Raw genomic sequence first — 24,701 nt, forward strand, 5'->3', positions numbered from 1 at the left:
GGCGCTTACTGGCCGTCGTCGTACTGCGAGAGCCACTCCACGGCCTGCTGGTGGTAGCGGGTGAAGCCCTTGTAGTCGACCAGCTGCTGGTCGAGGGACTTGAGCACGCGGTGCATGCGCTTGGCCCACGCCGGGTTGGTGGCGATGTCTTCCAGGCTCAGCAGGTAGGTGCGGATCGGGAACACGATGGCGTTGCTGCGCGGCAGACGGTGCAGCGGTTGCAGCTCGATGCGCAAGTAGACCTTCTGCCCTGCGTTCTCGGCGGTCACCGTGGTGCGGTCCGGCGCCCATTCGGGCAGGGACTCGGCGGACACATCCAGGCGCGGGTTGACGGTCAGCGACCAGTTCAGGCGGCGCACCGGGTGGCCGTTGCGCAGGCGCAGGAGGAACTTCAGCGCGCGGTCGAGCATGCCGGTTTCCTTTACCAGCGGCACCGGGCCGTGGAACTCGTGCCAGGCCATGCCCAGGTTGAAGCGCAGCGAATAGTCGGCGCGCTGGGTGGCGATGCCCGCGCCCCAGTACAGGGTGCCGTCGCGCTCTTCCTGCAGCACCCAGTCGCCCTGGGCCTGGCGGGTGACGTACTCCATCGGCTCGTAGGGCAGGGTCGACGGATCACCGAAGGTGAAGGTGTCGTCGATGTTCAGCAGCTTGTTGGTCCAGTGCCAGCGGGTGCCGTCCTTCTCCAGGGAGAAGTACTCCGGGTAGTCCTTGGCGTAGGCCTCCATGATCAGCTCGAGCAGGTCCCACTGCGCCTCCATCATGTGCGGCGCGGAGACGTAGTGCATGCCCGGGTCCTTCTCCAGGGTGATCGCACGGTCGCGGCACTCGCTGATGTAGTGCTCGTCGATGTCGAACACCGCGCGGAAGGCGTCATTGCCCACGCTGACGTGCGGCTCCAGGTTCATCGAGTACATGTACTCATCGTCCGGGAAGGGCCAGGGCGCGCGGTCGATGCAGGCCTGGCTGTTGGCGTAGGTGTAGTCGTCGCGGTAGGTTTCGTCGGGGCGGAATTGGATGGTCATGGTCGTTCTCCGGCTCAGCAGTCGATGACCAGCCGCGAGCACTTGGCACGCGACACGCAGGGCATGATCTTGTTGTTGGCGGCCTTGTCCTCGTCGGACAGCCAGTCGTCGGTGTGGAGGATTTCGCCATCCAGTTCGAGGACGTTGGTCTCGCACATGCCGCAGGCGCCGCCGCGACACAGGTAGGGGATTTCGTGGCCGGCGGCCTCGGCGGCCTCCAGCAGGCTCTGGTCGGGCGACACGTCGATGGTCGCGCCGCTGCGCGCCAGGGTGACCTGGAACGCCTCGCCGACACTGCCCTGTTCGAGGAAGCGCTCGTAGTGGATGTGGCTGTCGGTCCAGCCGTGGGCGTGGGCGGCATCGATGGTCGCCTGGATCATGCCCTCGGGGCCGCAGACATACACGTCGCTGCCCAGCGGCCGGTCGGCCAGTACTTCGGAAATGTTCAGGCGTTCGCCACGCTCGTCGCGGTACAGGCGTACGGCATCGCCGTATTCCTGCAGCAGCTCTTCACCCAGGCGTGCGTGGGCGTCGCCGCGCACTGCCAGGTGTACTTCGAAGGGCGTGCCACGCAGGCGCAGTTCGGCCAACTGCGAGCACACCGGGGTGATACCCACGCCGCCGGCGATGAACAGGTGCAGGCGCGCATGCTTGCTCAACGGGAACAGGTTCACCGGGCGGAGGATTTCCAGCTCGTCGCCTTCCTTCACCACGTCGTGCATGTGCTTCGAGCCGCCACGGCCTTCTTCCACGCGGCGCACGGCGATCTGGTAGGCGCTGGCGTCGTAGGGCGAACTCATCAGCGAGTAGGCGTTGCGGTAGGTGCCGCTGGCGTGGGGCATCAGCACCACGACGTTGCTGCCGCCGGAGAACGGGGTCAGGTGCGCGCCGTCGGTAGAGGCCAGGGTGAAGCGCTTGATCTCCGGGGTCACCTGCTCGATTCGGGTGACGCGGACATTCAGGGTTCCGTTGGACTGGCTCATGTGTCGAGCTCCTCGGCTTCCGGCAGCTCGCCGGGGACTTCGGCGTCGGCCTTCACGGCCTGGAAGGCGGCGAGGCGGCGGGAGTAGTGATCGCGGACCACCAGGGTGCGGGCGCAATGCGGGCAGTCGAATACGCGCTGGGTGACGTTCTCGGTGTAGCCGTCGCAATGCACGCACCAGACGCGACGCACGAAGGAGCCGGCGTGCTCGCGCAGCACTTCGTCCCTGTTCAGGTTGATCGCGTCGGCGGCCTGCATGGCGGTGCCGATGAAGCTCTCGGAGCCGGCCAGGTACAGGCGGGTACCCATGCGTGACTGGCCCAGCAGGGCGTGCAGGTCATCGACCAGCGCGCGGTTGCTCGGGTAGATCGACAGCTCGATGTCAGTGATGTCGCGCAGCGCGGCGAGGTGATCCTGGCCGGAGAACGATTCGCTGGAATACAGCACGCGGATGGGCGCGGTGCGCGGCATCTCGGCGAGCAGACGGAGCATGGCGCCGCCGCCGCTGCCCTGGCCGGCGATGATGTGGTGGTTGCCACCGTCGAGCGGGCGCAACTGGTCGTAGACCGGCCGGCTCTTGATACCTGTGATGAGCATTATTCTTGTGCCTCCAGAACTGCCGGCGCTCTGTGGTCAGAACGCCAGCGCGATTCGAGGACCCGTGCACGGTCACGGGTCGCAGGAGACAGGGCACAGACTGTGCCAAATAGTTAAGTTATTGAAATTAAAGGATAAAGTTAAAAATCCAATTCACAGGTGTAAGCAGAAATGACAACGCCTGTAGGCAGGCTTGCAGCGGTGGATTGTCGCAGGGGCACTTCTGCCGGACGCAGCAACGCGGCGTGACCGAATGGTCCAGCGCAGGTATTGAAGGGAGGCGTAACCGTAGGATGGCGTGGAGCGTAGCGATACCCATCGATTCGATGCGTAGACAGCATGGGTATCGCTCCGCTCCACCCATCCTACGGGAGCGGAGGACGTTCAGTCGTCGCGCTGCAACTTGCGAATCAGCGTGCCGACGTCGATGCCCAGGTGGATCGCTGCCTTGCGCTTGCTGCCGCACAGGCGCACCGCGCGCAGGATCACCTGGCGCTCGTAGCGTTGCACCTGGGTCTTGAGCGGCTGGTCGTCGATGGCCGCAGCCGGCTCGTCGAGCGCGACGGGGCTGCCGGCTGGCGGTGCGCCGAGCAGTTCCGGCGGCAGGTGCAGCTCTTCCGCCACGTCGTCGGCCAGCACGGCGAGGCGCTCGAAGATGTTCACCAGCTCGCGGATGTTGCCGGGGTAGTCGTAGCCCAGCAGGCGCTCGCGGCAGCCCGAGGCAAGTCGCAGCGGCGGCTGGCGGTCGCGGTTGATGCGGGCCAGGAGGATGTCCATCAGCACCGGCAGGTCGTCGCGGTGGGCGCGCAGCGGCGGAATCTCCACCGGCAGTACGGCCAGGCGGTAGTAGAGGTCGGCGCGGAATTCGCCGGCCGCCACCTGGGCGCGCAAGTCCTTGTTGGTGGCGGCGATCACCTGCACCTGGACCTGTTTCGACAGCGGCGAACCCACCGGCTGGATGGTGCCGTCTTCCAGGAACTTGAGCAGCTTGGCCTGCACCTGCAGCGGGATCTCGCCGATCTCGTCGAGGAACAGCGTGCCGCCCGAGGCGCTTTCGATATAGCCGCGCTTGCCCGACTGCAGCGCGCCGGTGAAGGCGCCGCGCTCGTAGCCGAACATCTCCGACTCGAACAGGGTTTCCGGGATGCTCGCGCAGTTCACGTCGATGAAGGGCCGGTCGCCCCAGCCGGCGGCGCGGTGGATGTGCCGGGCGATGGCGGTCTTGCCGACGCCGGGCTCGCCGAGCAGCAGCAGGCGCGCGCGGCGGCGGAAGGCGCGCACGCCCATGTCGGCGATGGAGGAGAGCAGCGGCGACATGTGCAGGGCATTGTCCTGCGGGTCGCCCAGGCCCTGCAGGTCGGTGGTCGAAGCGCGCCCGGAAGGGCTGCGCAGGCTGCCGGCGGTGCCCGGCTCGTATTCGCGCTGGATCAGCAGGCAGTAGGGCTTCTCATAGGCCGTCGTCGGCACCGCCTGGGCGCGGGTGAGGAACACCCGGCCATCGCGCGAGCGGGTCAGCGCGCTCTTGCCGCCACGGCGCAGGGCCTGCTGGAAGTCGTCGAACTGCAGCGCCGAGCGCTGGAAGAAGTCCACGTCCGGCAGGCCCAGTACATCGACGCGGGTGACGCGGTTGACGCGTTCTGCCGCGAGGTTGATGAAGCGCACCCGCGAGTCGCCGTCGCAGACGATCAGTGCCTCGCTGAAACTGTCGAGCAGGGCGTGCAGCGCGGGTGTTTCCAGCAGCGCGGAAAGCATCTCCGCCGACGCACTGACCGACGAGCGCATGCCCATGCGCAAGGGAGCGAAGAAGCCTTCTTCGCTCATGCTTCTTTGCTCATGGATGCAGCTCCGTCGCCTTGTTCGCCAAGCGCAGCACGAAGACGCGCCAGGCCACGCCCTCACGGATAAGGATGCGCGAGCAGTGGCTGTTGAAGGACTGGTAGTTGCCGAACTGGTCGGGCAGGTCGAGCACCTGCCAGGTGCGTTCGGGGAGCGGCATGCGGTTCAGCGTCGAGGCCAGCCCGGCCGCGCGAGTGATGCCGAAGGTCTGCTCGAAGGCGGCGTTGCGCCATTGCGGCTGGGCTGCCTCGTCGATCACCAGCACGGCGTCGGGCACCGCGTCGAACACCCGGCGCAGCGCTTCGATGCGCTGCTCGGCGTCGTGCTGCATGCGCAGCTCCTGGCTGACGTCGCGCAGGCTGCCCCACATGCGCAGCAGGCGGCCATTGTGGATGCTGGCGCGCACGTCGTTCTCCACGTAGGCCGGCGAGCCGTCGTGGCGGCGGTCCACCGACAGCGCGCCATCGACGTGGAATTCCGCTTCGATCAGGCGCCGCACGAACTCTTCGTTGGCCGGGCTGCGCGGCCAGTACAGGCGCACCGGTTGCTCGCTGAAATCGACGTCGGCGGGCATCTCGTAGATGTTGGCCATGGCGCGGTTGCACATGCGCCAGTAGGAGCGGTTTTCGAACACCTGGCGGACGATCTCATCGGGGGTCTCGCGCACGTCCACCGATTCGGCGAACTCGATGCACCAGTAGGCCACCCGTGCGCTGAAGAGCATCTGGCTCATCACTTCGTTGGCGCTCTGCAGTTCGCCCAGGCGGCGGCTGATCGGCCCCAGCGGCATCTTCACCAGGTGCAGGCGCGCCGGCTCGCCGTCGCGCCATTGCAGCACGCCGCTGGCGAGCACCGGCAGCAGGCCGCCGTTGTGGCGGATCAGCGTCAGCTCCAGGTCCTGCACGCGCTCGTCCGCCGGCGGGCTGGCGAACAGTTGCATCAGCGCGTTCAGCGAGTCGGCGGTGTAGATCAGCTCGGCGGCCTGGCCATCGAGCGAGCCGGGCGCGTAGCCGAGCTGGTCGGTCTGTTCGGCGGAAACTTCGATGAAGCGTCCCTGGGACGTCAGGCTGTCGGACAGCAGCAGGCCCCTGTCCAGCAGCAGTTTCAGCGGGTCCATTTGTCCCTCCAAGGCAGATCTCCGATGCAAATTTCCAACACGACGGTGCGGCCGCCAGGCGGTCCGCAGGATGAGCAAGGCATGTTGCATGCCAGCCGGAAACGCCCAGACGCCGTGGGGTGGCGTGGAGGGGTGTATGCAAAATCGCAGCACTCTGCGCATTCGCGCAGCGCATCGGGGCAGATTACCTGCTGCGTCATTGCAGCAGCGCGCCGGGCGATGGAAGGCGCGGTGGTTTCGCGCCAAATACTGGCCAGTTGATAGCTTTTGAGTTCGTTTGAGCCGCTGTCGCTGCTAGGATGCGCGCGCGTTTCGTTCCCCGAGGCGCCCGTCCCAGAGCCCGTTCCCTACAAGAGGCCGCCATGCGCAAGCACCGTCGTTTGACCTTCCGCCACATCGGCCAGATCAACGTGACCAACCGCCTGAGCGGCGACCCCATGGGGGTGGTCCTGGACGTCTCGATGGGTGGCCTGCGGCTGGTGACCGAGGAGCCGCTGGCGCCGGGCAGCTGCTACGACATGCGCCTGGAGATCCCGGTGCGCGAGGATCACACGCGCTCGGTGGACATCACCGCAATCTGCCAGTGGTCGAAGAAGGACGCGAAGAACGTGCGCTTCGAACAGGGCTTCAAGCTGGACCGGCCGAGCGCGGCGTTCACCGAGCTGGTGAGCTCGATGTCGGTGAGTTTCAACCGCAGTCTGCTGGGGCGGGCGCGGTTGTCTTGAAGGGGGTGGCCCGGCGCTCGGGCTGGCCCTCTCCCTAACCCTCTCCCTGAAGGGAGAGGGGACTGTCCCGAGCGGGCTGATGCTCTTGCGTTTGCCGGCTGACACCGATTTATCCGAGGATCGCCGAACAGCTCCCTCTCCCTTCAGGGAGAGGGCGGGGGAGAGGGCGGGGGAGAGGGTGCAAAGCCCCGCGCCGAACTCTCAGACAGACATCACCCCAGCGTCCCCAATATCTGCACCCCCACCCGCTCCGGAATCTCGTTCTGCGACAGCACGTGCAACCCCGGGCTGAACACCCGCGCATAACGGGCCAGCAGCGGCCGCAGTTGCGGCATCACGGTGAGGATCGGCGGGTGGCCTTCCTTGCGCAGTTTTTCCTTCACCACCGGCATGCTGTGCTGCAGCTGGTTGAGCAGGCTGGGCTCCACCGGAATGTTGTCCAGGCTCACCGGGCCGGCCTGCTGGGCGATGCTCAGGGCGCCGAGCAGGGTGTTCTCCAGGGCGTTCTCCAGGACGAACACGGTCAGCTCCGGGCGGTCGCCGGCAATCGAGGAAACGATGCTGCGGCGCAGCGCATAGCGCACGTCGGAAGCCAGCAGTACCGGGTCCTTGGTGGTTTCGCTGCCTTCGAGCAGGGCGCTGGCGATGGTGACGATGTCCTTCAGCGCGACCTCTTCCTGGAGCAGCTGGCGGAACACCCGGTGCTGCTGCGAATAGGTCAGTTGCGCCTTCAGCGATTCGGCCAGCTTGGGCGTCTGCAGGGTCAGGCGTTGCATCAGGTGCTCGACGTCGTCGTGCTTGAAGATGTCCGGCAGGTGCTCGCGCACCACCTTGTTCAGGTGTGTGGCGACCACGCTGGCACAGTCGATCACCTGGTAGCCCAGGTTCAGCGCACGTGACTTGTCCGCCGGGAGAATCCACACCACCTGCATGCGGTACGCCGGGTCGACGCCGAGGATGCCGTCGATCTCGCCGTAGAGCTCCGGCGAGGGTATCGCCATCAGCCGGTCGGCGTGGATTTCCGCGCCGTCGATACGCTCGCCGTTGATGTGGATGGCGTACTGCGAGGCCTTCAGGCGCAGGCTGTCGCGGATCTGCACTTCCGGCAGGAGGAAGCCGAGGTTCTCCGACAGCGTCTGGCGTACCCCGCGAATCCGTTGCGGCAGCGGCGCGCCGCTGGCTTCGTTGACCAGGCTGACCAGCTTGTAGCCCAGCGAGATCGACAGCCGCTCCACCAGCGGGATGTCTTCCCAGCCTAGCTGCTGGGCGCGCTCCTGGTCCATGGCGTGCGTCAGCGCTTGCGTCTGCTCCAGCGTCTGCGCCTCGGCCGGCGGGCCCGCCAGCGACAGGCGCCAGGCGATGAAGGCCACCAGTGCGGCGAAGGCGAAGAACGCGATGTGCGGCATGCCCGGCACCAGGCCGAGCACCACGAGGATGCCGGCGACGGTGTAGAGCAGCGACGGCGAGGCCAGCATCTGCCGGCGCACCAGGCTGGTGATTTCCGCCGATTCGTTGACCCGCGTGACGATGATCGCCGCCGCGGTGGACAGCAGCAGCGCCGGGATCTGCGCCACCAGGCCGTCGCCGATGGTCAGCAGGGCGTAGCGCTGGAAGGCTGCGCCCGCCGGCAGGTCGTAGACGAACACGCCGATGGCCAGGCCGCCGAACAGGTTGATCAGCAGGATCAGGATGCCGGCGATGGCGTCGCCCCGGACGAATTTGGAGGCTCCGTCCATCGCGCCGTAGAAGTCGGCTTCCTTGGCCACTTCCGAGCGCCGGCGCTTGGCTTCGTTCTGGTCGATCAGGCCGGCGTTGAGGTCGGCGTCGATGGCCATCTGCTTGCCGGGCAAGGCGTCCAGGGTGAAGCGTGCGGTCACCTCGGAGATGCGCTCGCCGCCCTTGGTGATGACCATGAAGTTGATGATCATCAGGATCACGAAGACGATCAGGCCGACGATGAAGTTGCCGCCGATCACCACGTGGCCGAAGGCTTCGATCACCTTGCCCGCCGCGCCCGTGCCGGTGTGGCCGTCGAGCAGCACCACGCGGGTGGAGGCGACGTTCAGGGTCAGGCGCAGCAGCGTGGTGACCAGGATCACCGTGGGCAGCAGCGAGAAGTCCAGCGGGCTCTTCGACGACACGCTGACCAGCAGCACCAGGATCGCCACCACGATGTTGAAGGTGAACAGGGCGTCCAGCACCAACGGCGGCAGCGGCAGGATGATCATCGAGAGGATCGACAGGATGATCAGCGGGATGCCGATGCGGCCGCTCTGGAAGGTCGGCAATAGTGACTGCAGTAGGCGCATGGTCAGACTCTGTTCAGCAGTTCATCGGGAATGGGGACGTTTCGGATCAGCTCCGGGCGTTCACGGCGCCCGGAGCGCCAGGCCTTGAGCTGGAGGATGTAGGTGAGGACGTGGGCCACGGCCTTGTACAGCTGCGCGGGGATCTGCTGGTTCACCTGGGTGGTGGCATAGATGGCGCGCGCCAGTGGCGGCAGTTCGAGCACTTCCAGCTCGTGGGCCTTGGCCATCTTGCGGATGTACAGCGCGGTCTCGTCCAGACCCTTGGCGACCACATAGGGCGCCTGGGCCTTCTTCGGGTCGTAGCGCAGCGCCACGGCGAAGTGCACCGGGTTCACGATCACCACGTCGGCGGTCTTGATCGTCTTGCTGATCTGCCGGTGCACCAGCTGGCGCTGCAACTGGCGGATGCGCGCCTTCACTTCCGGGCGACCTTCCTGGTTCTTGTGTTCTTCCTTGCGCTCCTGCTTGGTCATGCGCAGCTTCTTCTTGAAGAAGAAATACTGGATCGGGATATCGATGACCGAGAACAGAATGAACACCACCAGCAGTGAAAGCGTGATGTCGTAGAAAGTGCCGAAGGCGGCGGCGATGGCGCTGTGCACGTTGCTGCGCTGCAGGGCGAGCAGGCCGGGCAGGGCGCCATGCAATTGGTAGACGGCGACGACGATCAGCACGGCGATCTTCAGCAGCGACTTGGCCAGCTCGGTCCAGTTCTGCAGCGAGAAGATGCGCCCCAGCCCGGTGATGGGGTTGAGCTTGGACAGCCTGGGCATGAAGTTCTTGCTGGAGAAGATCCAGCCACCGGGGATCATCGAGAACAGCACCACCAGCAGCGGCGTGACCAGCAGCGGCAGCAGCGTGGTGATGAACAGCACCAGGTGATGGCCGAGTACGAGCGGCAGGTCGTCCAGGCCGATCTCGCTATTTCTGTGGTCGATGAAGGACAGCGCGAAGCCTTGCTTCAGGCCTTCATAGAAATGCTCGACGCAGAACTTCAGGGCAACCAGCGTGGCCAGCAAGGAGAGGGTGGTGGAGAGGTCCTTGGAGCGGCTGACCTGGCCATCCTCGCGGCTCTTTTTCAGCTTCTGCTGGGAGGCTTCTTCGGTTTTCTCCTGGGCGCTGTGCTGTTCAGCCATGGCGCCCCTCGCGGAAGATCACACCGATGGCGTCGAGCAGCTGGCGGGTGAGTTTCAGGTAGTTCTCGGGGATGTCCGGCAGGGTCAGCCAGATGCACGCAAGGCCCGCCAGGATCGCCATGGGAAACCCCAAGGAGAACAGGTTGAGCGCCGGCGAGATGCGGTTGAGCAGGCCGAAGCAGAACTGCACCAGGGTCATGCAGAACACCACCGGCAGGGTGATCAGCACCGCGGCGGAAAACACCCAGGCGAGGCTGCCGGCCACCGACTCCAGGCCCAGGTAGTGCAGCCCGCTGCCCACCGGCCAGTAGACGAAGCTCTGGTAGAGGATGCTCACCACCAGCAGGTGGCCGTCGATGGAGAGGAACAGGAACACCAGCAGGATGAAGTACAGCTGGTAGAAGATCGAGGACGACGACACGCCGTTCATGGGGTCGTTGTATACCGCCATGCTCAGGCCCAGCTGGGTGGAGATCATATCGCCCACCAGGGTGAACACGGTGAACACCAGCATCAGCGAAAGCCCCAGCATCAGACCGAAGGCGATCTGCTCCAGCGCCACCAGCAGGCCCTGTGCGGACAGCGGATCGATGGCCGGCGGGCGCGGTAGCGCGGCGCCCAGGGCGACGGTCAGCGCCAGGCCGAGGAGGATGCGCAGGCGCATGGGGATCGCCTTGTGGCTGAAGATCGGCGCCAGGGCGAACACCGCCATGATCCGGCAGAAGGGCCACCACCAGGCCTGCAATGTCTGCAGGGTGTCGAAGGCCTGCAGGAGGGATGCACCTTGCTGCATGGCATCAGCCGACCAGTCGGCCCGCCTGGTGGAAGGATTCGATGAACAGTTCCGAGAGCGTGCGCAGTATCCAGTGGCCGGCGAACACCAGCATTCCCAGGGTGATCAGCAGGCGCGGCAGGAAGCTGAGCATTTGCTCGTTGATTTGCGTAGCCGCCTGGAAAATGCTCACCAGCAGGCCGCCGATCAGGCTTGGCACGATCAGCACGCAGACGATCAGCGCAGTGATGTGCACGGCGTTGGAGACGATGTCGACGGCGCTTTCCGGAGTGAGCATGGCGTGGTTTCCGTCAGGGCCGCTAGAACGGCTGCACACTGCTGGTCAGCGTGCCCATCATCAGGGCCCAGCCGTCCACCAGCACGAAGATCATCAGCTTGAACGGCAGCGAGATCATCATTGGCGAGAGCATCATCATGCCCATCGCCATCAGCACGCTGGCCACCACCAGGTCGATCACCAGGAACGGGATGAAGATCATGAAGCCCAGCTGGAACGCCGTCTTCAGCTCGCTGAGCACGAACGACGGCAGCAGCAGGGAGAAGTCCAGGTCTTCCAGTTTCTCCGGCACGGTTTCGCCGGCCAGGGAAACCATGGTCTCCAGCGAGGTGCGGTTGGTCTGCGCCAGCATGAAGCGGCTCAGGGTCTGCTTGGCGTGCCCCAGGCCGTCTTCCAGGCTGATCTGGTCGGCCTCGAAGGGCTGGTAGGCGTTGCTGTAGATGTCCTGCCAGACCGGGCGCATCACCATCAGCGTCATGATCAGCGCGATGCCCACCAGCACGTTGTTCGGCGGGCTCTGCTGCAGGCCGATGGCCTGGCGCAGGATCGCCAGCACGATGACGAAGCGGGTGAAGCAGGTCATCAGCATGAGCATCGCCGGGAGGAAGCCCAGCAGGGTCATGACGATGAGAATCTGCAACTTGACGCTGAAGGCCTGGCCGTCCGCCGTGTCGTGCAGGTTGAACAGCGTGACCTCGCCGCCGGCCGCCTGCGCGTAGAGCGGGCAAAGCGCGGTGATGAGCAGGCCAAGCGCGGCCAGCGATCTGCCGGTCAGGGAGCGGCGCAACATCATCAGGCAGTCAGGGCGTCGAGGCTGGCGCCGCACAGTTCGAGCACGCGCAGGCCGTAGTTGCCGTTCATCACGACCACCTCGGCCTTGGCGAACAGCGCGCCGTTGACCTTCACGTCCAGCGGCTCGCCGGCAAGCTTGTCGAGGATGATCACGCTGTTGGCGTCCACGTCCATCAGCTCCTTCAGGGAGATCTCCACCGAGGCGACTTCCAGGGTGACGTTTACCGGGATCTTGCCGAAGAAGCTCAGGTCCTGCTGCGGCAGCGGCGCGCGTGCAGGCTCGGCGGGGATGTCGGTGACGTCCTGGGTGAGGCCCAGGTCGCCGTCGTTGATCAGCGACTCGAACTCGGAGTCGGAGAGAGAACCGGTCATGGGTTTTTCACGCTTTCCAGGGAGGAGAGGAAGAGGGTGCCGTCGTCTTCGAAGATGGCGCCGCGGAACAGCTTCTGCTGGTTGACCCGCACTTCGACGCGCTCCAGCGGGCGGATCGTCAGCACATCGCCTGGCTCGAGCCCGAGCACTTGCGAGAGCGGCATCCTGGCCGCAGCGATCACGCAGTCCAGGCGCAGGGGCAGGTGCTTGATGTGCTCCACCGGGTTGCCGGTGAGGCGCGGTGGCGGCGGGCCGGCGAGGCGGCGGGTCAGTTCGTCCGCCAGCGGGTTGTCCAGGTAGAGGTAGAGCGAGGATCGCTCGCCGGTCAGGTGGCTGACGTAACTGAATTCGGCGACGTACTCCCACTGCACTTCTTCATAAGTGGGGTCGATCTGCTGCAGGCGGCCGACCGATTCGCCCATCAGCAGGGCGCGGCCGAACAGGTCCACCACGTCCAGGCCGAGGCGGTCGAGCATGCGCTGCTCGGAGCTGCTGATCGGCGGCGTGTCGCGATTGGCGACCACGGTGCCGCCGTAATAGCACTCGATGACTTCGGTGAGCAGGGCACGGTCCATGGCGAAACCGAACTTGCCCAGGGGGGAATCGAATAAACATTCCAGATCACGAGGAAGTTCCTCGTGAATCGTCAGGTTATCCAGTTCCAGATTGATTCGATAATGCCGCAGGAAATAGTCGCTGATGATCCTCGGGTATTTACCGGAGATCTCTTTGATGTACTGCGGGATCTTGTGATAATGCCGGCCGAGTTTCTGTGGTTTCAGTCGAATCAGACTGTCGGCGGGCACGCCATGGTGGACTTTTGATTTACCAGTCATGCTCAGCGTCGTACTTCCAGGTTCGATCTGCCATCTGCCCAAGGACACGGGAGGTGTCATGACCGCCGGGATCGGCTGATCGTTGCTCGCGGCATGCTCTGTCTGTCAGGGGGCCCGTGACTGCTGCGTCACAGGCTGCTGACGTGGCGCAATGATAGCGATCTGAGGTCGTCCGATTAAATCAATAGATATCAAATGCTGTTTTTGACGGAACTTTTTGTCTATTGATTTAAATTAATCGGCGGGAAGCTATGGCGTAGTGCTGGCACTTGTTAGTGTGGGTGAGTTAGTTACAGGTTGCAGTGACTTCAGTTGTGGCGAAGTTGTTGCAATGCCCCCGTAAGAGAGCCAATCCGTAAACAAGTTCCGCAGTCGCCGATATTATTTTTCGGCCGATACTGGCGTTGAACGAGGGAGGGTTTTCGAACGCACTAGCGAATGGAAAGTTGCGGTGAACAGTGTAAGCCAGTCGATCGATCAATTATGTGAAACGCTGCTCGAAGAGCGGCCGGCGCAGAAAAAAGTTGCGATCATCGGGCCGTCCTCGGACGCCGCTCACGCCCTCCTTTTGCAGACGCTGCTGGCCGAAGGCTGCCGTGTCGAGCGCTTCTCCGGCTTCGCCGAACTGGCCCGCGCGCGCAGTGACGCCTCCCTGCTGTTCATTCTCGCCGGCGCCTTCCCCGCCCCTGACCTTTATGCCCAGGTCGGTGCGCTGCTCAGCGATGGCCGCGAGCGCGACGTGGTGCCCATCGTCGGCTATGAAGAGCAGGACAAGGCCGCCACCCTGCTCGACCTGGGTTGCGTCGACTACCTGCTGTCACCCTTTGGCGCTGGCCAGCTCGCCGCGCTGCTGCGTCGCCAGGAGGCTTCCAGCGCCGCCCAGGAACTGTTCGTCTCGCGCTCCCAGGCCGGCCGCCGCCTGCTGGCCATGGCGCAACGCGTCGCGCAGACCCGCGCGCCGATCCTGATCACCGGCGAGACCGGTACCGGCAAGGAACTGCTGGCCCGCTACATCCACGGCATCGCCAGCCCGGACGCGCCCTTCATCGCCGTGAACTGCGCGGCGATCCCCGAGGCCATGCTCGAATCCATCCTCTTCGGCCACGAACGCGGCGCCTTCACCGGCGCGGTGAACGCCCAGCCGGGCAAGTTCGAACTGGCCAACGGCGGCACCCTGCTGCTGGACGAAATCGGCGAGCTGCCGCTGGCCCTGCAGGCCAAGCTGCTGCGCGTGCTGCAGGAACAGCGCGTCGAGCGCCTGGGCGGCCGCCGCGAGATGGAACTGGACGTGCGCATCATCGCCGCTACCAACCGCGATTTGCAGGCCGAAGTCGGCGAAGGGCGCTTCCGCGCCGACCTGATGTTCCGTCTCGACGTGCTGCCGCTGCACATCTCGCCCCTGCGTGAGCGCAAGGAAGACGTATTGCCGCTGGCGCGTCGTTTCATCCGCCAGTACGCCCCGCTGGACGCCGAGCACGACCTGCTCACCGAGTCCGCCAGCCGCGCGCTGCTGCAACACGACTGGCCGGGCAACGTGCGTGAGCTGGAGAACACCCTGCAGCGCGCCCTGGTGCTCCGCAACGGCCTGTTCATCCAGCCCCGCGACCTCGGCCTGGCTGCGCCACAAGCTCCGGTGGCCACTGTCGCCGCCATCATTCCGCTTGCGGCTGAAGGCGGCCGTGCCGCGCTGCGCGCCAGCGGCAAGCTCGCCGAGTACCAGCACGTCATCGATACCATCCGCCGCTTCGGCGGGCACAAGACCAAGGCCGCCGAAAGCCTGGGCATGACCACCCGCGCGCTGCGCTACCGGCTCAACGCGATGCGTGAGCAGGGCGTGCAGGTGCAGTTCTGATTTTGTCTTCCGGGGGAGACCTTCCATGAGTTCCATCGTGCAGGTGCAGCAGGACATGCTGGACCGGATGAACCGATACGCCGACCTCGCCAGCGGCCCGGCCGTGCGGCCCGCCGCGCAGCTGTCGGGCAATGCGCCGGCGCAGGGCATCGGCGCCAGCTTCGAGCAGGCGTTGCGCTCGGTGGATGCCGAACAGCACAAGTCCAGCGCCGCCATGGCTGCGGTGGACAGCGGCCAGAGCGAAGACCTGGTGGGCGCCATGATCCAGAGCCAGAAGGCCAGCGTGTCGTTCTCCGCGCTGCTGCAGGTGCGCAACAAGCTCACCGGCGCCTTCGACGAAATCATCCGCATGCCGCTGTAAGGACTGACAGTGCTGCAGAATCTCAAAGGGCGCCTGCCGCTCGACAAACTCAAGCTCGACCCGCGTCTGGGGCTGCTCGGCATCGCCCTGGGCGCTGCCCTGCTGGCTGCCGCCGTGGTCTTCTACCTGTGGCGCGACCAGGGTGCCTATCGCCCGCTGTACGGTGCCGGCGAAGCCTACCCGGCCGCTGACGTGATGCAGGTGCTGGACGCCGAGGCCTTCGACTATCGCCTGCATCCGCAGAGCGGCCAGGTGCTGGTGCGCGAGGAAGACCTGGCGCGCGCTCGCATGCTGCTGGCGGCCAAGGGCGTGAAGGTGTCCCTGCCGGCCGGCTACGAGCTGTTCGACAAGGACGAGCCGCTGGGCACCAGTCACTTCCTCCAGGACGTGCGCCTGAAGCGCAGCCTGGAAGGCGAGCTGGCCCGCACCATCATGGGCCTGAAAGGCATCGAACAGGCGCGCGTGCACGTCGCCCGCGAAGACAGCAACTCCTTCGTGGTCGGCCGTCGTGATCCGGCCAAGGCCTCGGTGCTGCTGCAACTGGCGCCCGGCCAGCGACTGAGCCCGGAGCAGGTCGGCGCCATCGTCAACCTGGTGGCCGGCAGCGTGCCGCAATTGAAGCCCGAAGATGTCAGCGTGGTGGACCAGAACGGCGTGCTGCTGTCGCGCGGCATCAGCGGTGTGGGCGGGCCCTCGCAGAACTGGCAGGCGGTGGACGAGTACCAGCGCAAGGCGGTGGGCAATGTCGAGGAAGTGCTGGCGCCGGTGCTCGGCCTGGGTAACTACCGCATCAGCGTGTCCGCGGACATCGACTTCAGCCAGAAGGAAGAAACCCTGCAGGCCTACGGCGAAGCGCCACGCCTGCGCAGCGAAGTGCTGCGCAACGAGAGCACGCTGGACCAGCTCGCTCTCGGCGTGCCCGGCTCGCTGAGCAACCGCCCGCCGGAGCCGCCGCCGCAGCAACAGCAACAGGGTCAGAACAACGCGCAAGGCGGCAATCCGCCGGGCAACGGCAAGGTCGCCAGCACCGATAACAAGGCCGCAACCTCGACCCGTGAGGAAGCCACCCGGCAGAACGACTTCGACCAGAGCGTCACCCACATCAAGTACCCGGCCTTCGCCCTGCGCCAGCAGAGCGTCGCCGTGGTGATCAACGCGTCCACCGCGCCCGAGGGCGGCTGGACGGACAAGGCCCGCGCCGACCTCGAAGCCATGGTGAAGAGTGCCGTGGGCTTCAACGCCCAGCGCGGCGACCTGATCACCGTCAGCGTGTTCCCCTTCGCCGCCACGGCGGTGGAAGCGTCTTCCGCCAGCTGGTGGGAGAGCAGCGCCCTGCAGTCGCTGGTGCGTTACACCGTGCTCGGCCTGATTGCGCTGTTGTTCCTGCTGTTCGGCGTACGCCCGGCAGTGCGCAGCCTGACTCAGCGCGCGCAGCCGACAGCGATTGCCGAGCTGCCCGAAGGCGGCGCCGAGTACCCGTTGGCGCTGGACGCCGAGCGGCGCCTGGCGCTGGGCAGCGAAAGCGTCGGCGGGCTCAATGTGCTCGGCGAGCTGAACCCGCTCTCGGAAATCCGCCTGCCGGCGCCGGGCTCGGGCCTGGAACACCAGATCGAGCATCTGCAGATGCTGGCGAAGAACGACCCGGAACGGGTCTCGGAAGTGATCAAGCACTGGATTGGCCGCAATGACCGACACGAGCCTGCCTGAAGAAACGAAAAAGCGCGGCCCGCAGATGCGCGCCGTGAGCTCCCTGGAACAGGCGGCGATCCTCATGCTGAGCATGGGCGACGAAGCCTCTTCGGGCATCCTGCGCAACTTCAGCCGCGAGGAAATCGTCAGCATCAGCCAGGCGATGGCGCGGTTGTCCAACGTCAAGCAGAACACCGTTTCCGACGTGATCGGGCGCTTCTTCGACGACTACAAGCTGCAGTCCAGCATCAAGGGTGCCTCGCGCTCCTACCTCGCCGGCATGCTCGGCAAGGCGCTGGGCAGCGACATCACGCGCAACCTGCTGGACAGCATCTACGGCGAGGAGATCCGCGCCAAGATGGCGCGCATGGAGTGGATCGATCCCAAGCAGTTCGCCGCGCTGATCGCCAAGGAACACGCGCAGATGCAGGCGGTGTTCCTCGCCTTCCTGCCACCGGGCATGGCCACTGATGTGCTCGAAGCCATGCCGCCCGAGCGCCAGGACGAGCTGCTGTTCCGCATCGCCAACCTAAGCGAGGTGAACAGCGATGTGATCGCCGAACTTGAGCAGCTGATCGACCGTAGCCTGCGCGTGCTCTCCACCCAGGGCTCGCAGGTGCGCGGGGTCAAGCAGGCGGCGGACATCATGAACCGCTTCAAGGGCGACCGTAACCAGATGTTCGAACTGCTGCGCGCCCACAACGACGACCTGGTCGGCAAGATCGAAGACGAGATGTACGACTTCTTCATCCTCTCCCGGCAGAACCAGGAAGTGCTGCAGACCCTGCTGGAAGTCATCCCGCTGGATGAGTGGGTGGTCGCCCTCAAGGGCGCCGAGCCCGAGCTGGTGCGCGCCATCCAGGGTGCCATGCCCAAGCGCCAGGCGCAGCAGATGGAGTCCATCAACCGCCGCCAGGGCCCGGTGCCGTTGAGTCGTGTGGAGCAGGTGCGCAAGGACATCATGGGCGTGGTGCGCGAGCTGGCCGCCGAGGGCGACCTGCAGGTGCAGCTGTTCCGCGAGCAGACGGTGGAGTAACCGGGCATGGCGATCAAAGTCATCAAGGCTGACAGCCGCGCCTGGCGTCCGTACCGCTTCCCGCCGCGTTGCGCCACCGCCAGTGCCGACAACCATGGCTGGGACAGTGACCCGGCCGCGCGTCAGCGCGCCATCTCCGAAGGCTTCCAGGAAGGCCTGGAAAAGGGTTACCAGGATGGCGTCGGCGAAGGCCGTGAAGCTGGCCTGCGCGAAGGCTTCGAAGCCGGTCGCCAGGACGGCCTGCGCAAGGGCCGCGAGGAGGGCCGTGCCACCGGCCGCCAGGTGTTCGATGAGGCCAGCGCGCCGCTGCAGGCTGCCGTCGATGCCTTCGGCGAGTACCACCAGGCCTTCCAGCGCAGCCGCCAGAAGGAGCTGCTGGAGCTGGTACAGAAGGTCGCGAAGCAGGTGATTCGCGTCGAGCTGACACTCAACCCGACGCAACTGCTGACGCTGGCCGAGGAAGCCCTGGCCGCCATGCCGGGCGAGCAGGGCGACGTGCAGATCCTGCTCAACCCGGAAGAATGCGCGCGCATCCGCGAACTGAACCCCGAGCGCGCCGCCAAGTGGCGACTGGTGCCGGACGAGCGCCTGGCGCTGGGCGAGTGCCGCGTCGTCACCGCCCAGGCCGAAGCCGACATCGGCTGCCAGCAGCGCCTGGACAGTTGCATGGAAGCCCTGAGCGCGCACCTGCAGGACGCAGACTGAGATGGCCCTGGGCGACGGCTTCAAGCTCGAAGAAGCGCTGCGCTCGCTGGACTCGGTCCAGCTGGCGCGGGTCAGCGGTCGCCTGGTGCGGGTCTCCGGCCTGCTGCTGGAAAGCCTCGGCTGCCGGCGCATGACCGGCCAGCGCTGCTACGTGGAAGTCGCCGACGGCGAACGCCTGGAGGCGCAGGTCGTTGGCTTCAACCGTGACATCACCTACCTCATGCCCTTCAAGAAGCCCGTCGGCCTGACCTCCGGCTCGCGGGTCTTCCCGGCGCCGGACGAAGCCGTGCTGCATATCGATCATTCCTGGCTGGGGCGCGTGGTCAACGGCCTCGGCGAACCCCTGGACGGCCTCGGCAAGCTCGCCGGTCGCCACCCGTTGCCCACCGAGCTGCCACAGGTGAACCCGCTGCGCCGGCGCCCGGTGTCGGAGCCGCTGGATGTCGGCGTACGGGCCATCAACGGCCTGCTGACCCTGGGCAAGGGCCAGCGCGTAGGCCTGTTCGCCGGCAGCGGCGTGGGCAAGAGCGTGCTGCTGGGGATGATCACGCGGCAGACCAAGGCCGACGTGGTGGTGGTCGGGTTGATCGGCGAGCGTGGCCGCGAGGTCCAGGAATTCATCCTGCATTCCCTCGGCCCGGAAGGCTTGCAGAAAGCCGTGGTGGTGGTGGCGCCAGCCAACGAGTCGCCGCTGATGCGCCTGAAGGCTACCGAGCTCTGCCACAGCATCGCTGCGTATTTCCGCGACCAGGGCAAGGACGTGCTGCTGCTGGTGGATTCGCTGACCCGCTACGCCATGGCCCAGCGCGAGATCGCCCTGGCGCTGGGCGAGCCGCCGGCCACCAAGGGCTATCCGCCGTCGGTGTTCGGCATGCTCCCGGAACTGGTGGAAAGCGCCGGCAACGGTGAGGGCGAGACGGGCAGCCTGAGCGCCATCTACACCGTGCTGGCGGAAGGCGACGATCACCAGGACCCGATCGTCGACTGCGCCCGCGCCATCCTCGACGGGCACATCGTGCTGTCGCGCCGGCTGGCGGACGTGGGGCATTACCCTGCCATCGACATCGGCGCCTCGGTCAGCCGCTGCATGAGCCAGGTGGCGGAACCCACGCACCTCTCCGCGGCGCGGCAGTTCAAGGAATTCAGCGGCACCTATGAGCGCATCAAGGAGCTGATTCCGCTGGGCGGCTATACGCCGGGGATGGACGTGAAGACCGACCGCGCCGTGCAGCTGGCGCCCATGCTGGAGCGCTACCTGCGCCAGGAGACCGCTGACGGCGCCGAGCTGGGCAACAGCGTCGCCACCCTGCAAAGCATCGTCGGGGGCCGCTGATGAAGGCGCAGATCGACATGCTCGGGCGTCTGGCCGACGTGCGCGGCGGCAAGGTCCGTGAGTTGCTGGGGCGGGTGAACTACCAGCAGAACCTCTGCCAGCGCTACCGCAACAACATCACCGGGCTGGACCGCCTGTGCGGTTTCAGCGTGGCCACCAGCACGCCGCTGCAGCGCCACAACCAGCAGCAGTACAAGGCGACCCTGCACAAGATGCTGCAGTTGCAGCGCCGCGAGCTGGAGGTTGCCGAACAGACCCTGGCGCGTATCCAGGGCGAGCTTATGGCGGCCATGCGCAGCGAGAAGGTGCTGGCTCAGGTGATCGAGGCCAAGGTCGGCCAATGGCAGGCGCAGCTTGCGCAGCAGGAGCAGAAAATCCAGGATGGCCTCGCCGCGCAGTCCTGGTGGCGCGCGCGGGCGTGATGGCAATGGCGGATAACTCGTTCCGAGTTATGCGCCCTACGTCGGGGAGGCGATCTGTAGGGCGAATAACCGCTTGCGGTTATCCGCCGTCTGTTCGGCGAGCACGAGACACGGCATTTAAGTTTTCCTCCGGGGCGGTCGCCCTCTGAGGGAAAGCCCAGAAAATATTCGGATACCCACCATGGAAATCACCCGGCAACTGACCAGCCTTGCGCTGGCCACCGGCGAGTCCGCCAAGACCGCGCGCAGCGAGCGCGCCGCCCCGGTGGCGGAGACCAGCGCGAGCGCGCCGGTCAACGATTCGCTGCGTCTGGACGAAATGCAGGAAACCCTGCGCGCCATGCCCGACGTGGACCAGAACCGCGTCGCCGAAATTCGCCGCGCACTGATGAATGGAGAGCTGCAGAACGACACCAGCGTGCTGGCCACCAGCATCCTCTCCTACCATCGCGGCAGCGACGCATGACCCAGCGCGCGCGGCTGCTGCAGGTGATCGAGCAGGACATCCAGCAGGATGGCCGCGATTGCCTGGCGCTGCGCGAGCGCCTGCAGGAGCTGTATCGCCACCTGCTGGCGCGGGACAGCGCACAGATCGAAGCGCTGAACCCGGACATCCAGGCACTGCTCGAATCCGTCGCCGGCCGTGCCCAGCGCCGCAGCCGCGTGCTCCGTGCCTTCCATCTGCCCATGGACGCCGACGGCATGCGCACGCTGCTGTCCAACTACCAGCCGCCGCGTCGCGAAGAGCTGCAGCAGGAATGGCAGCAACTGGGCCAGCTCACTGCCCAGTGCAAGCGCCTCAACGAGCGCAACGGTAAGCTGCTGGCGATGCACCACGACATCCTCAGCCAGCTCATGGGCGATCCGCGCGAACAGTCGGTGTATTCGCGGCAGCCCTACTGAGCCGCGCTTCATCTTTCGGTCGCGGTTTTCCTGGGTGGGCTCTGTTCGCGAGCAAGCTCGCTCCTACAGGGGGACGCCGACGCGCTCTTCGTAGGAGCGAGCTTGCTCGCGAACCGCACGGCACCCATCCCGGCCATTGCACGCGAAAACATCCCACCAAAACGGCTTAACGAATCCCTCTCCACGGTCGCCCTTTCCCTGCATCAAGGCGCACTTCCGGCAGGCGGAAACACCGCTTCCCGCTGCGCGCCAAAGCATGCCGGGCGGAAGTGAAACTTCTCCCCGGTAATCCCGAAAAGCCCCGTCTGGTGGGCCTTCCGGCATTGGCACCGTAATTGCTCTTCCGACCCAAAGAGGTGGATTCAGATGGCGACCATAGATTCCGATTACGTCAAAAGCATGGCCCAGCAGCTGGCCACGTACGAAGTGCAGAACGGCCTGAACAAGGCTGACCGCAACAAGTCCTCGTACCAGTCCCAACTGACTGCCGTGACTTCCCTGGAGTCGGCGCTCAAGACCTTCTCCTCGGCGGTGAAGAGCCTGCAGGGCGTGACCGGCAGCAACACCAGCATGCTGGTGAACAGCGCCACCACCAGCAAGGACGGCTACCTGACCGCCAAGGTGGACAAGAACGCCGTACCCGGCAGCTACGACTTCTTCGTCGAGCAGCTCGCCACCAGCCACCAGCTGTCCTTCTCCGGGCTGCAGTCCGGCGATATCGACACCCAGGGCACCCTGACCCTGACCCAGAACGGCAAGTCCTTCGACATCGACCTGAGCAAGATCGACACCGACGGCGATGGCGCCAATTCGCTGGACGAGCTGGCCGCCGCGATCAACAAGGCCACCGACAACACGGGCGTGAAGGCCACCCTGGTGCGCAGCAATGGCCAGGTATCGCTGGTGCTGGGTGCCGAGAAATCCGGCGCGGACAACGCCATCAGCCTGTCGCTCAGCGGTACCGACAGCGCCAGCAGCGCTTTCGAGAACGCCATCGGCAACCCGCAGGAACTGTCCAAGGCGCAGGACGCCCGCGTCCGTCTCGGCGGCGAGAACGGCATGCTGCTGACCAACGCCAGTAACACCTTCGACAACATCATCGACGGCGTCAGCGCCACCTTCACCCAGGCGCAGAAGTCCGGTGAACAGGCCATCCGCCTGACCGTCGCCCAGGACCAGAGCGAGACCAAGAAGAAGGTGCAGACCTTCATCGACGCCTTCAACGCCCTGGCCAGCACCATCGACAGCCTGACTGCCGCCGGCGACCAGAACGGCAACGCCCGCGGTGCCCTGGCCGGCGACTCCAGCGTGCGTTCCATCGAGAACGCGCTGAACCAGATGGTTCGCACCAGCTTCGGCGGCGCCAACCTGATCAACCTGGGCATCAGCGCCGACCGCAGCGGCAAGCTGACCCTCGACGCCACCCGCTTCGAGAAGGCCGTCGCCAGCGACCCCGAGGCCCTGGACAAGCTGTTCATGGGCAAGGGCAACCTGCTCGACAGCCTGGACAAGGGTGTTGCCGTCTACACCAACAGCACCAACGGCGTCATGAAGAACCGCAAGGACGCCCTGAACAACAGCCTGCGCCGCGTCGACGACGACTACGACAACCTGCAGAAGCAGTACGACACCTACTACGCGCGCTACCTCAAGCAATACACCTCGATGATGCAGACCATGCAGTCGATGGACCAGACCAGCGGGATGTTCGGATGACCGCCTACGGCATGAACGAAAACTACGACAGTTACCGGATGATCGATCTGGAATCCAAGGCCGCCTCGTCCTCGCCCTATGAACTGGTGCTGGTGCTGTTCGACGGCCTGCTCGACGAACTGGCCCGCGCCCGCGGACACATCGAGCACAAGCGCTACCAGCAGAAGGGCCGCTCCCTGGAGAAGTGCCTGAACATCCTCAATGGCCTGAACGGCGCGCTCGACTACGAGAGCGGCGGCGAGACCGTGCAGGGCCTGGCGCGTCTCTACGACTACTGCATCTACCGTCTCTCCGATGTCAGCGTGTCGCTGGAGGTCGCTGGCATCGACGAAGTGGTGCGCCTGCTGGGCATTCTGCGTGAAGGCTGGGAGGGAGTGAGTGCCGCCCGTGGATGATCGCCAGCGCCTGCTGCAGCTGTACGAACGGCTGGGTAGTGCGCTGCAGCGCAAGGACTGGAAAGCCATGGGGCAGGTCGACCTGGCGATCCGCGCGCAACTGGTGGCTATGTCGTCGCAGGCCGGGCTGGCAGCCGATGTGCTGCTGGCCAAAAAGCACCTCAAGCGCCTGCACGAACAAGCGTCGCAGGCCTGTGCCGAGGAGTGCGAGCGTCTGCGCCGCCTCCTGCTCTCGCACCTGGAGTATGCCGAAGGACGCTCGGCGTACATGCAGGTGGATACGTACCAGGAGGGTCGATAGACCGTGATCCAGCTACCGACCCAATCCCTGCCGACCACCGTGCGCGATACGCCTCCGGTGGCCGACGCACGTCCGCAGGATTCGCGCCGTGATGACGCTTGCGTTGCCAGTGCCTCCGGTTTCCGCGCGCCACAGCCGGCGCAACCGAATGCTGGCGAGCGGACTATCACTGTGCAGTCGTTCCTCGCGCAGTTCGATACGGCACAGGTCGACGAATCGCTGCCGCAGCCCAGCCTTGCCTTGCCTGTCCTGCCGGAGGCGCTGCCCGCGGATAGCCGCGACAGTGATGCGCAAGGCCAGCAGGCGGAAGAGGCTTCGCCTTCCGGGGCGGAGAGCTGGCTCGCCGGCATGCTCAGCCAGGCGGGCCTGGTGGTACAGGCGCGGGACAATCCGTCCGAGCGGACCAGCGCCCGCGTGGCCGGGTTCGCCACCCAGGCGGCCGGTTCGTCTGCGCAGCCGACGCCCTCCGCCGTGAAGCCGGAGGATATGTTGCTGCCGCCTGCCGAGCTTTCCGAGGAGCCCGCCAAGGCCACCGCGCCGGCACCCCGCGAGGCGACCCAGAGCCAGGCGCAGACGCTGCTGCAACAGCACCTGGCCGCTGCCGTGCAGGCACCGGACTCCAGCGTGCCTGCACTGCCGGCCGCCGCGCTCGATCCGCGCCTGCCCGCCGCCGCCGCCGCTGACGGCAACGCCCAGCCCTCCGCCACGACGCCGGCCTCGCCGTTGTTCGACAGGCCGCTGCACCTCAAGGGCAACAACGAGGCCCACTGGGGCGAGCAGATGGTCAGTGCGCTGCGCGACAACGTCGAGTTGCAGCTTGGCCAGCGCGTGCAGAACGCCACGATCCGCCTCGATCCGCCGGAACTGGGCGCCCTGGAGATCCTGGTGCGCCATGAGGCTGGCCAGCTCAACGTGCAGATCTCCGCGTCCAATGGCGACGTGGTGCGCATGCTGCAGAACACCAGCGAGCGCCTGCGCCAGGAACTGGTCGGGCAGAACTTCCTGCAGGTCAACGTGCAGGTTTCGTCCGATTCGCAGCCGGGCCAGCAGGGCCAGCAGAACCGTCAGCGCTTCGCCGAGGAGCAGCTTGCGGTGGCCGCCAACCCGCGCGATGCGCAGGCGAGCGATCGTTCCGCGCCCCGAGGCGACAGCGACGTGCTGATTACCGTGTAGGTCGCCAGCGGCCCGCACTCC

General features: G+C 65.9%; 26 protein-coding genes. 14 read left to right on the forward strand and 12 right to left on the reverse strand.

All coding sequences use genetic code 11. The annotated features are described in order from the left end of the window. Nucleotides 1–5: 5 nt before the first annotated feature. From ACKI1H_RS05900 to ACKI1H_RS05920, 5 genes are all read right to left on the reverse strand, one after another. The gene (locus ACKI1H_RS05900) at nucleotides 6–1,022 is read right to left on the reverse strand and encodes a heme-dependent oxidative N-demethylase family protein (protein ID WP_138519867.1); all 1,017 of its coding nucleotides are present in this window, start codon (nucleotides 1,020–1,022) and stop codon (nucleotides 6–8) included. 14 nt (nucleotides 1,023–1,036) lie between these two features. Further along, on the reverse strand, nucleotides 1,037–2,005 hold the full coding sequence (locus ACKI1H_RS05905; protein WP_440467888.1) for a PDR/VanB family oxidoreductase: 969 nt from the start codon (nucleotides 2,003–2,005) through the stop codon (nucleotides 1,037–1,039). Further along, on the reverse strand, nucleotides 2,002–2,601 hold the full coding sequence (locus ACKI1H_RS05910; protein ID WP_440467889.1) for a dimethylamine monooxygenase subunit DmmA family protein: 600 nt from the start codon (nucleotides 2,599–2,601) through the stop codon (nucleotides 2,002–2,004). The genes ACKI1H_RS05905 and ACKI1H_RS05910 overlap by 4 nt, the downstream gene beginning before the upstream one ends. Before the next feature lie 384 nt (nucleotides 2,602–2,985). Then, nucleotides 2,986–4,422 (reverse strand): sigma-54 interaction domain-containing protein, encoded by a 1,437-nt coding sequence (locus ACKI1H_RS05915; protein WP_440467890.1) that lies wholly within the window; start codon nucleotides 4,420–4,422, stop codon nucleotides 2,986–2,988. A 10-nt stretch (nucleotides 4,423–4,432) separates the two neighbouring features. Next, nucleotides 4,433–5,554, reverse strand: a complete 1,122-nt coding sequence (locus tag ACKI1H_RS05920) for a PAS domain-containing protein (RefSeq protein ID WP_138519863.1) — start codon at nucleotides 5,552–5,554, stop codon at nucleotides 4,433–4,435. Between the two features lie 362 nt (nucleotides 5,555–5,916). Here ACKI1H_RS05920 and ACKI1H_RS05925 point away from each other — a divergent pair, with 362 nt between their 5' ends. Then, nucleotides 5,917–6,279, forward strand: coding sequence for a PilZ domain-containing protein (locus ACKI1H_RS05925; RefSeq protein ID WP_440467891.1), 363 nt, complete (start codon nucleotides 5,917–5,919; stop codon nucleotides 6,277–6,279). 212 nt (nucleotides 6,280–6,491) lie between these two features. On the opposite strand, the gene ACKI1H_RS05930 is transcribed toward ACKI1H_RS05925, so the two are convergent. Genes ACKI1H_RS05930 through ACKI1H_RS05960 form a run of 7 tightly spaced genes read right to left on the reverse strand, consistent with a single transcriptional unit; the run spans nucleotide 6,492 to nucleotide 12,794 of the window. Continuing rightward, a complete protein-coding gene (locus tag ACKI1H_RS05930) occupies nucleotides 6,492–8,588 on the reverse strand; it encodes a flagellar biosynthesis protein FlhA (RefSeq protein ID WP_440467892.1) in 2,097 nt (698 codons plus the stop codon). A gap of 2 nt (nucleotides 8,589–8,590) precedes the next feature. Further along, entirely contained in the window at nucleotides 8,591–9,724 is a 1,134-nt protein-coding gene (flhB, locus tag ACKI1H_RS05935; protein WP_440467893.1) for a flagellar biosynthesis protein FlhB, read from the reverse strand. Then, nucleotides 9,717–10,517 carry a flagellar biosynthetic protein FliR gene (gene fliR, locus ACKI1H_RS05940; RefSeq protein WP_440467894.1) on the reverse strand — a complete coding sequence of 267 codons (801 nt, stop codon included), beginning with the start codon at nucleotides 10,515–10,517 and terminating at the stop codon, nucleotides 9,717–9,719. The genes flhB and fliR overlap by 8 nt, the downstream gene beginning before the upstream one ends. Before the next feature lie 4 nt (nucleotides 10,518–10,521). Continuing rightward, entirely contained in the window at nucleotides 10,522–10,794 is a 273-nt protein-coding gene (locus ACKI1H_RS05945; protein WP_045213351.1) for a flagellar biosynthetic protein FliQ, read from the reverse strand. Nucleotides 10,795–10,816: 22 nt separating this feature from the next. Further along, entirely contained in the window at nucleotides 10,817–11,584 is a 768-nt protein-coding gene (gene fliP, locus ACKI1H_RS05950) for a flagellar type III secretion system pore protein FliP (protein ID WP_440468828.1), read from the reverse strand. Between the two features lie 2 nt (nucleotides 11,585–11,586). Continuing rightward, a complete protein-coding gene (locus ACKI1H_RS05955; protein WP_440467895.1) occupies nucleotides 11,587–11,958 on the reverse strand; it encodes a flagellar motor switch protein FliN in 372 nt (123 codons plus the stop codon). Continuing rightward, nucleotides 11,955–12,794: a FliM/FliN family flagellar motor switch protein gene (locus tag ACKI1H_RS05960; RefSeq protein WP_440467896.1), complete on the reverse strand. Its 840-nt coding sequence runs from the start codon at nucleotides 12,792–12,794 to the stop codon at nucleotides 11,955–11,957. Before ACKI1H_RS05960 ends, ACKI1H_RS05955 begins: the two co-directional genes overlap by 4 nt. 472 nt (nucleotides 12,795–13,266) lie before the next feature. Between ACKI1H_RS05960 and ACKI1H_RS05965 the strand changes: the two genes are divergently transcribed. The 13 genes from ACKI1H_RS05965 (at nucleotide 13,267) to ACKI1H_RS06025 (ending at nucleotide 24,680) form a co-directional block, all read left to right on the forward strand. Beyond that, a complete protein-coding gene (locus ACKI1H_RS05965) occupies nucleotides 13,267–14,646 on the forward strand; it encodes a sigma 54-interacting transcriptional regulator (protein ID WP_440468829.1) in 1,380 nt (459 codons plus the stop codon). Between the two features lie 25 nt (nucleotides 14,647–14,671). Beyond that, nucleotides 14,672–15,007 (forward strand): flagellar hook-basal body complex protein FliE, encoded by a 336-nt coding sequence (locus ACKI1H_RS05970; RefSeq protein WP_138519855.1) that lies wholly within the window; start codon nucleotides 14,672–14,674, stop codon nucleotides 15,005–15,007. Between the two features lie 9 nt (nucleotides 15,008–15,016). Beyond that, nucleotides 15,017–16,714 carry a flagellar basal-body MS-ring/collar protein FliF gene (gene fliF, locus ACKI1H_RS05975; RefSeq protein WP_440467897.1) on the forward strand — a complete coding sequence of 566 codons (1,698 nt, stop codon included), beginning with the start codon at nucleotides 15,017–15,019 and terminating at the stop codon, nucleotides 16,712–16,714. Continuing rightward, nucleotides 16,692–17,732, forward strand: a complete 1,041-nt coding sequence (locus ACKI1H_RS05980; protein WP_045213334.1) for a FliG C-terminal domain-containing protein — start codon at nucleotides 16,692–16,694, stop codon at nucleotides 17,730–17,732. Before fliF ends, ACKI1H_RS05980 begins: the two co-directional genes overlap by 23 nt. A 6-nt stretch (nucleotides 17,733–17,738) precedes the next feature. Next, nucleotides 17,739–18,437 carry a flagellar assembly protein FliH gene (fliH, locus tag ACKI1H_RS05985; protein WP_440467898.1) on the forward strand — a complete coding sequence of 233 codons (699 nt, stop codon included), beginning with the start codon at nucleotides 17,739–17,741 and terminating at the stop codon, nucleotides 18,435–18,437. Between the two features lies 1 nt (nucleotide 18,438). After that, nucleotides 18,439–19,770, forward strand: a complete 1,332-nt coding sequence (gene fliI, locus ACKI1H_RS05990; RefSeq protein WP_440467899.1) for a flagellar protein export ATPase FliI — start codon at nucleotides 18,439–18,441, stop codon at nucleotides 19,768–19,770. Next, nucleotides 19,770–20,192 carry a flagellar FliJ family protein gene (locus ACKI1H_RS05995; protein WP_017521288.1) on the forward strand — a complete coding sequence of 141 codons (423 nt, stop codon included), beginning with the start codon at nucleotides 19,770–19,772 and terminating at the stop codon, nucleotides 20,190–20,192. The genes fliI and ACKI1H_RS05995 overlap by 1 nt, the downstream gene beginning before the upstream one ends. 181 nt (nucleotides 20,193–20,373) lie before the next feature. Then, nucleotides 20,374–20,658 (forward strand): flagellar biosynthesis anti-sigma factor FlgM, encoded by a 285-nt coding sequence (flgM, locus tag ACKI1H_RS06000; protein ID WP_138519850.1) that lies wholly within the window; start codon nucleotides 20,374–20,376, stop codon nucleotides 20,656–20,658. Then, complete coding sequence (flgN, locus tag ACKI1H_RS06005; RefSeq protein ID WP_138519849.1) at nucleotides 20,655–21,095, forward strand: flagellar protein FlgN; 441 nt, start codon at nucleotides 20,655–20,657, stop codon at nucleotides 21,093–21,095. The genes flgM and flgN overlap by 4 nt, the downstream gene beginning before the upstream one ends. Nucleotides 21,096–21,461: 366 nt before the next feature. Next, nucleotides 21,462–22,811: a flagellar filament capping protein FliD gene (gene fliD, locus ACKI1H_RS06010; RefSeq protein WP_440467900.1), complete on the forward strand. Its 1,350-nt coding sequence runs from the start codon at nucleotides 21,462–21,464 to the stop codon at nucleotides 22,809–22,811. Continuing rightward, complete coding sequence (gene fliS / locus ACKI1H_RS06015) at nucleotides 22,808–23,206, forward strand: flagellar export chaperone FliS (protein ID WP_138519847.1); 399 nt, start codon at nucleotides 22,808–22,810, stop codon at nucleotides 23,204–23,206. Before fliD ends, fliS begins: the two co-directional genes overlap by 4 nt. After that, nucleotides 23,190–23,507 carry a hypothetical protein gene (locus ACKI1H_RS06020; protein ID WP_138519846.1) on the forward strand — a complete coding sequence of 106 codons (318 nt, stop codon included), beginning with the start codon at nucleotides 23,190–23,192 and terminating at the stop codon, nucleotides 23,505–23,507. Before fliS ends, ACKI1H_RS06020 begins: the two co-directional genes overlap by 17 nt. Before the next feature lie 3 nt (nucleotides 23,508–23,510). Then, nucleotides 23,511–24,680 carry a flagellar hook-length control protein FliK gene (locus tag ACKI1H_RS06025; RefSeq protein ID WP_440467901.1) on the forward strand — a complete coding sequence of 390 codons (1,170 nt, stop codon included), beginning with the start codon at nucleotides 23,511–23,513 and terminating at the stop codon, nucleotides 24,678–24,680. Nucleotides 24,681–24,701: the final 21 nt, after the last annotated feature.

The sequence above is a fragment of the Pseudomonas sp. YH-1 genome (assembly GCF_051990045.1).
Classification (GTDB): Bacteria; Pseudomonadota; Gammaproteobacteria; order Pseudomonadales; family Pseudomonadaceae; genus Pseudomonas; species Pseudomonas nicosulfuronedens.

Coding starts and splice junctions, on each gene's coding strand:
- ACKI1H_RS05970 (WP_138519855.1), top strand. CDS start 14,672: ATGAGTTCCATCGTGCAGGTGCAGCAGGACATGCTGGACCGGATGAAC.
- ACKI1H_RS05925 (WP_440467891.1), top strand. CDS start 5,917: ATGCGCAAGCACCGTCGTTTGACCTTCCGCCACATCGGCCAGATCAAC.
- ACKI1H_RS05955 (WP_440467895.1), bottom strand. CDS start 11,958: ATGACCGGTTCTCTCTCCGACTCCGAGTTCGAGTCGCTGATCAACGAC.
- ACKI1H_RS05960 (WP_440467896.1), bottom strand. CDS start 12,794: ATGACTGGTAAATCAAAAGTCCACCATGGCGTGCCCGCCGACAGTCTG.
- ACKI1H_RS05930 (WP_440467892.1), bottom strand. CDS start 8,588: ATGCGCCTACTGCAGTCACTATTGCCGACCTTCCAGAGCGGCCGCATC.
- fliD (WP_440467900.1), top strand. CDS start 21,462: ATGGCGACCATAGATTCCGATTACGTCAAAAGCATGGCCCAGCAGCTG.
- flhB (WP_440467893.1), bottom strand. CDS start 9,724: ATGGCTGAACAGCACAGCGCCCAGGAGAAAACCGAAGAAGCCTCCCAG.
- flgM (WP_138519850.1), top strand. CDS start 20,374: ATGGAAATCACCCGGCAACTGACCAGCCTTGCGCTGGCCACCGGCGAG.
- ACKI1H_RS05910 (WP_440467889.1), bottom strand. CDS start 2,601: ATGCTCATCACAGGTATCAAGAGCCGGCCGGTCTACGACCAGTTGCGC.
- fliI (WP_440467899.1), top strand. CDS start 18,439: ATGGCCCTGGGCGACGGCTTCAAGCTCGAAGAAGCGCTGCGCTCGCTG.
- fliS (WP_138519847.1), top strand. CDS start 22,808: ATGACCGCCTACGGCATGAACGAAAACTACGACAGTTACCGGATGATC.
- fliP (WP_440468828.1), bottom strand. CDS start 11,584: ATGTTGCGCCGCTCCCTGACCGGCAGATCGCTGGCCGCGCTTGGCCTG.
- fliH (WP_440467898.1), top strand. CDS start 17,739: ATGGCGATCAAAGTCATCAAGGCTGACAGCCGCGCCTGGCGTCCGTAC.
- ACKI1H_RS05980 (WP_045213334.1), top strand. CDS start 16,692: ATGACCGACACGAGCCTGCCTGAAGAAACGAAAAAGCGCGGCCCGCAG.
- ACKI1H_RS05995 (WP_017521288.1), top strand. CDS start 19,770: ATGAAGGCGCAGATCGACATGCTCGGGCGTCTGGCCGACGTGCGCGGC.
- ACKI1H_RS05920 (WP_138519863.1), bottom strand. CDS start 5,554: ATGGACCCGCTGAAACTGCTGCTGGACAGGGGCCTGCTGCTGTCCGAC.
- ACKI1H_RS05905 (WP_440467888.1), bottom strand. CDS start 2,005: ATGAGCCAGTCCAACGGAACCCTGAATGTCCGCGTCACCCGAATCGAG.
- flgN (WP_138519849.1), top strand. CDS start 20,655: ATGACCCAGCGCGCGCGGCTGCTGCAGGTGATCGAGCAGGACATCCAG.
- fliR (WP_440467894.1), bottom strand. CDS start 10,517: ATGCAGCAAGGTGCATCCCTCCTGCAGGCCTTCGACACCCTGCAGACA.
- ACKI1H_RS05945 (WP_045213351.1), bottom strand. CDS start 10,794: ATGCTCACTCCGGAAAGCGCCGTCGACATCGTCTCCAACGCCGTGCAC.
- ACKI1H_RS05915 (WP_440467890.1), bottom strand. CDS start 4,422: ATGAGCGAAGAAGGCTTCTTCGCTCCCTTGCGCATGGGCATGCGCTCG.
- ACKI1H_RS05900 (WP_138519867.1), bottom strand. CDS start 1,022: ATGACCATCCAATTCCGCCCCGACGAAACCTACCGCGACGACTACACC.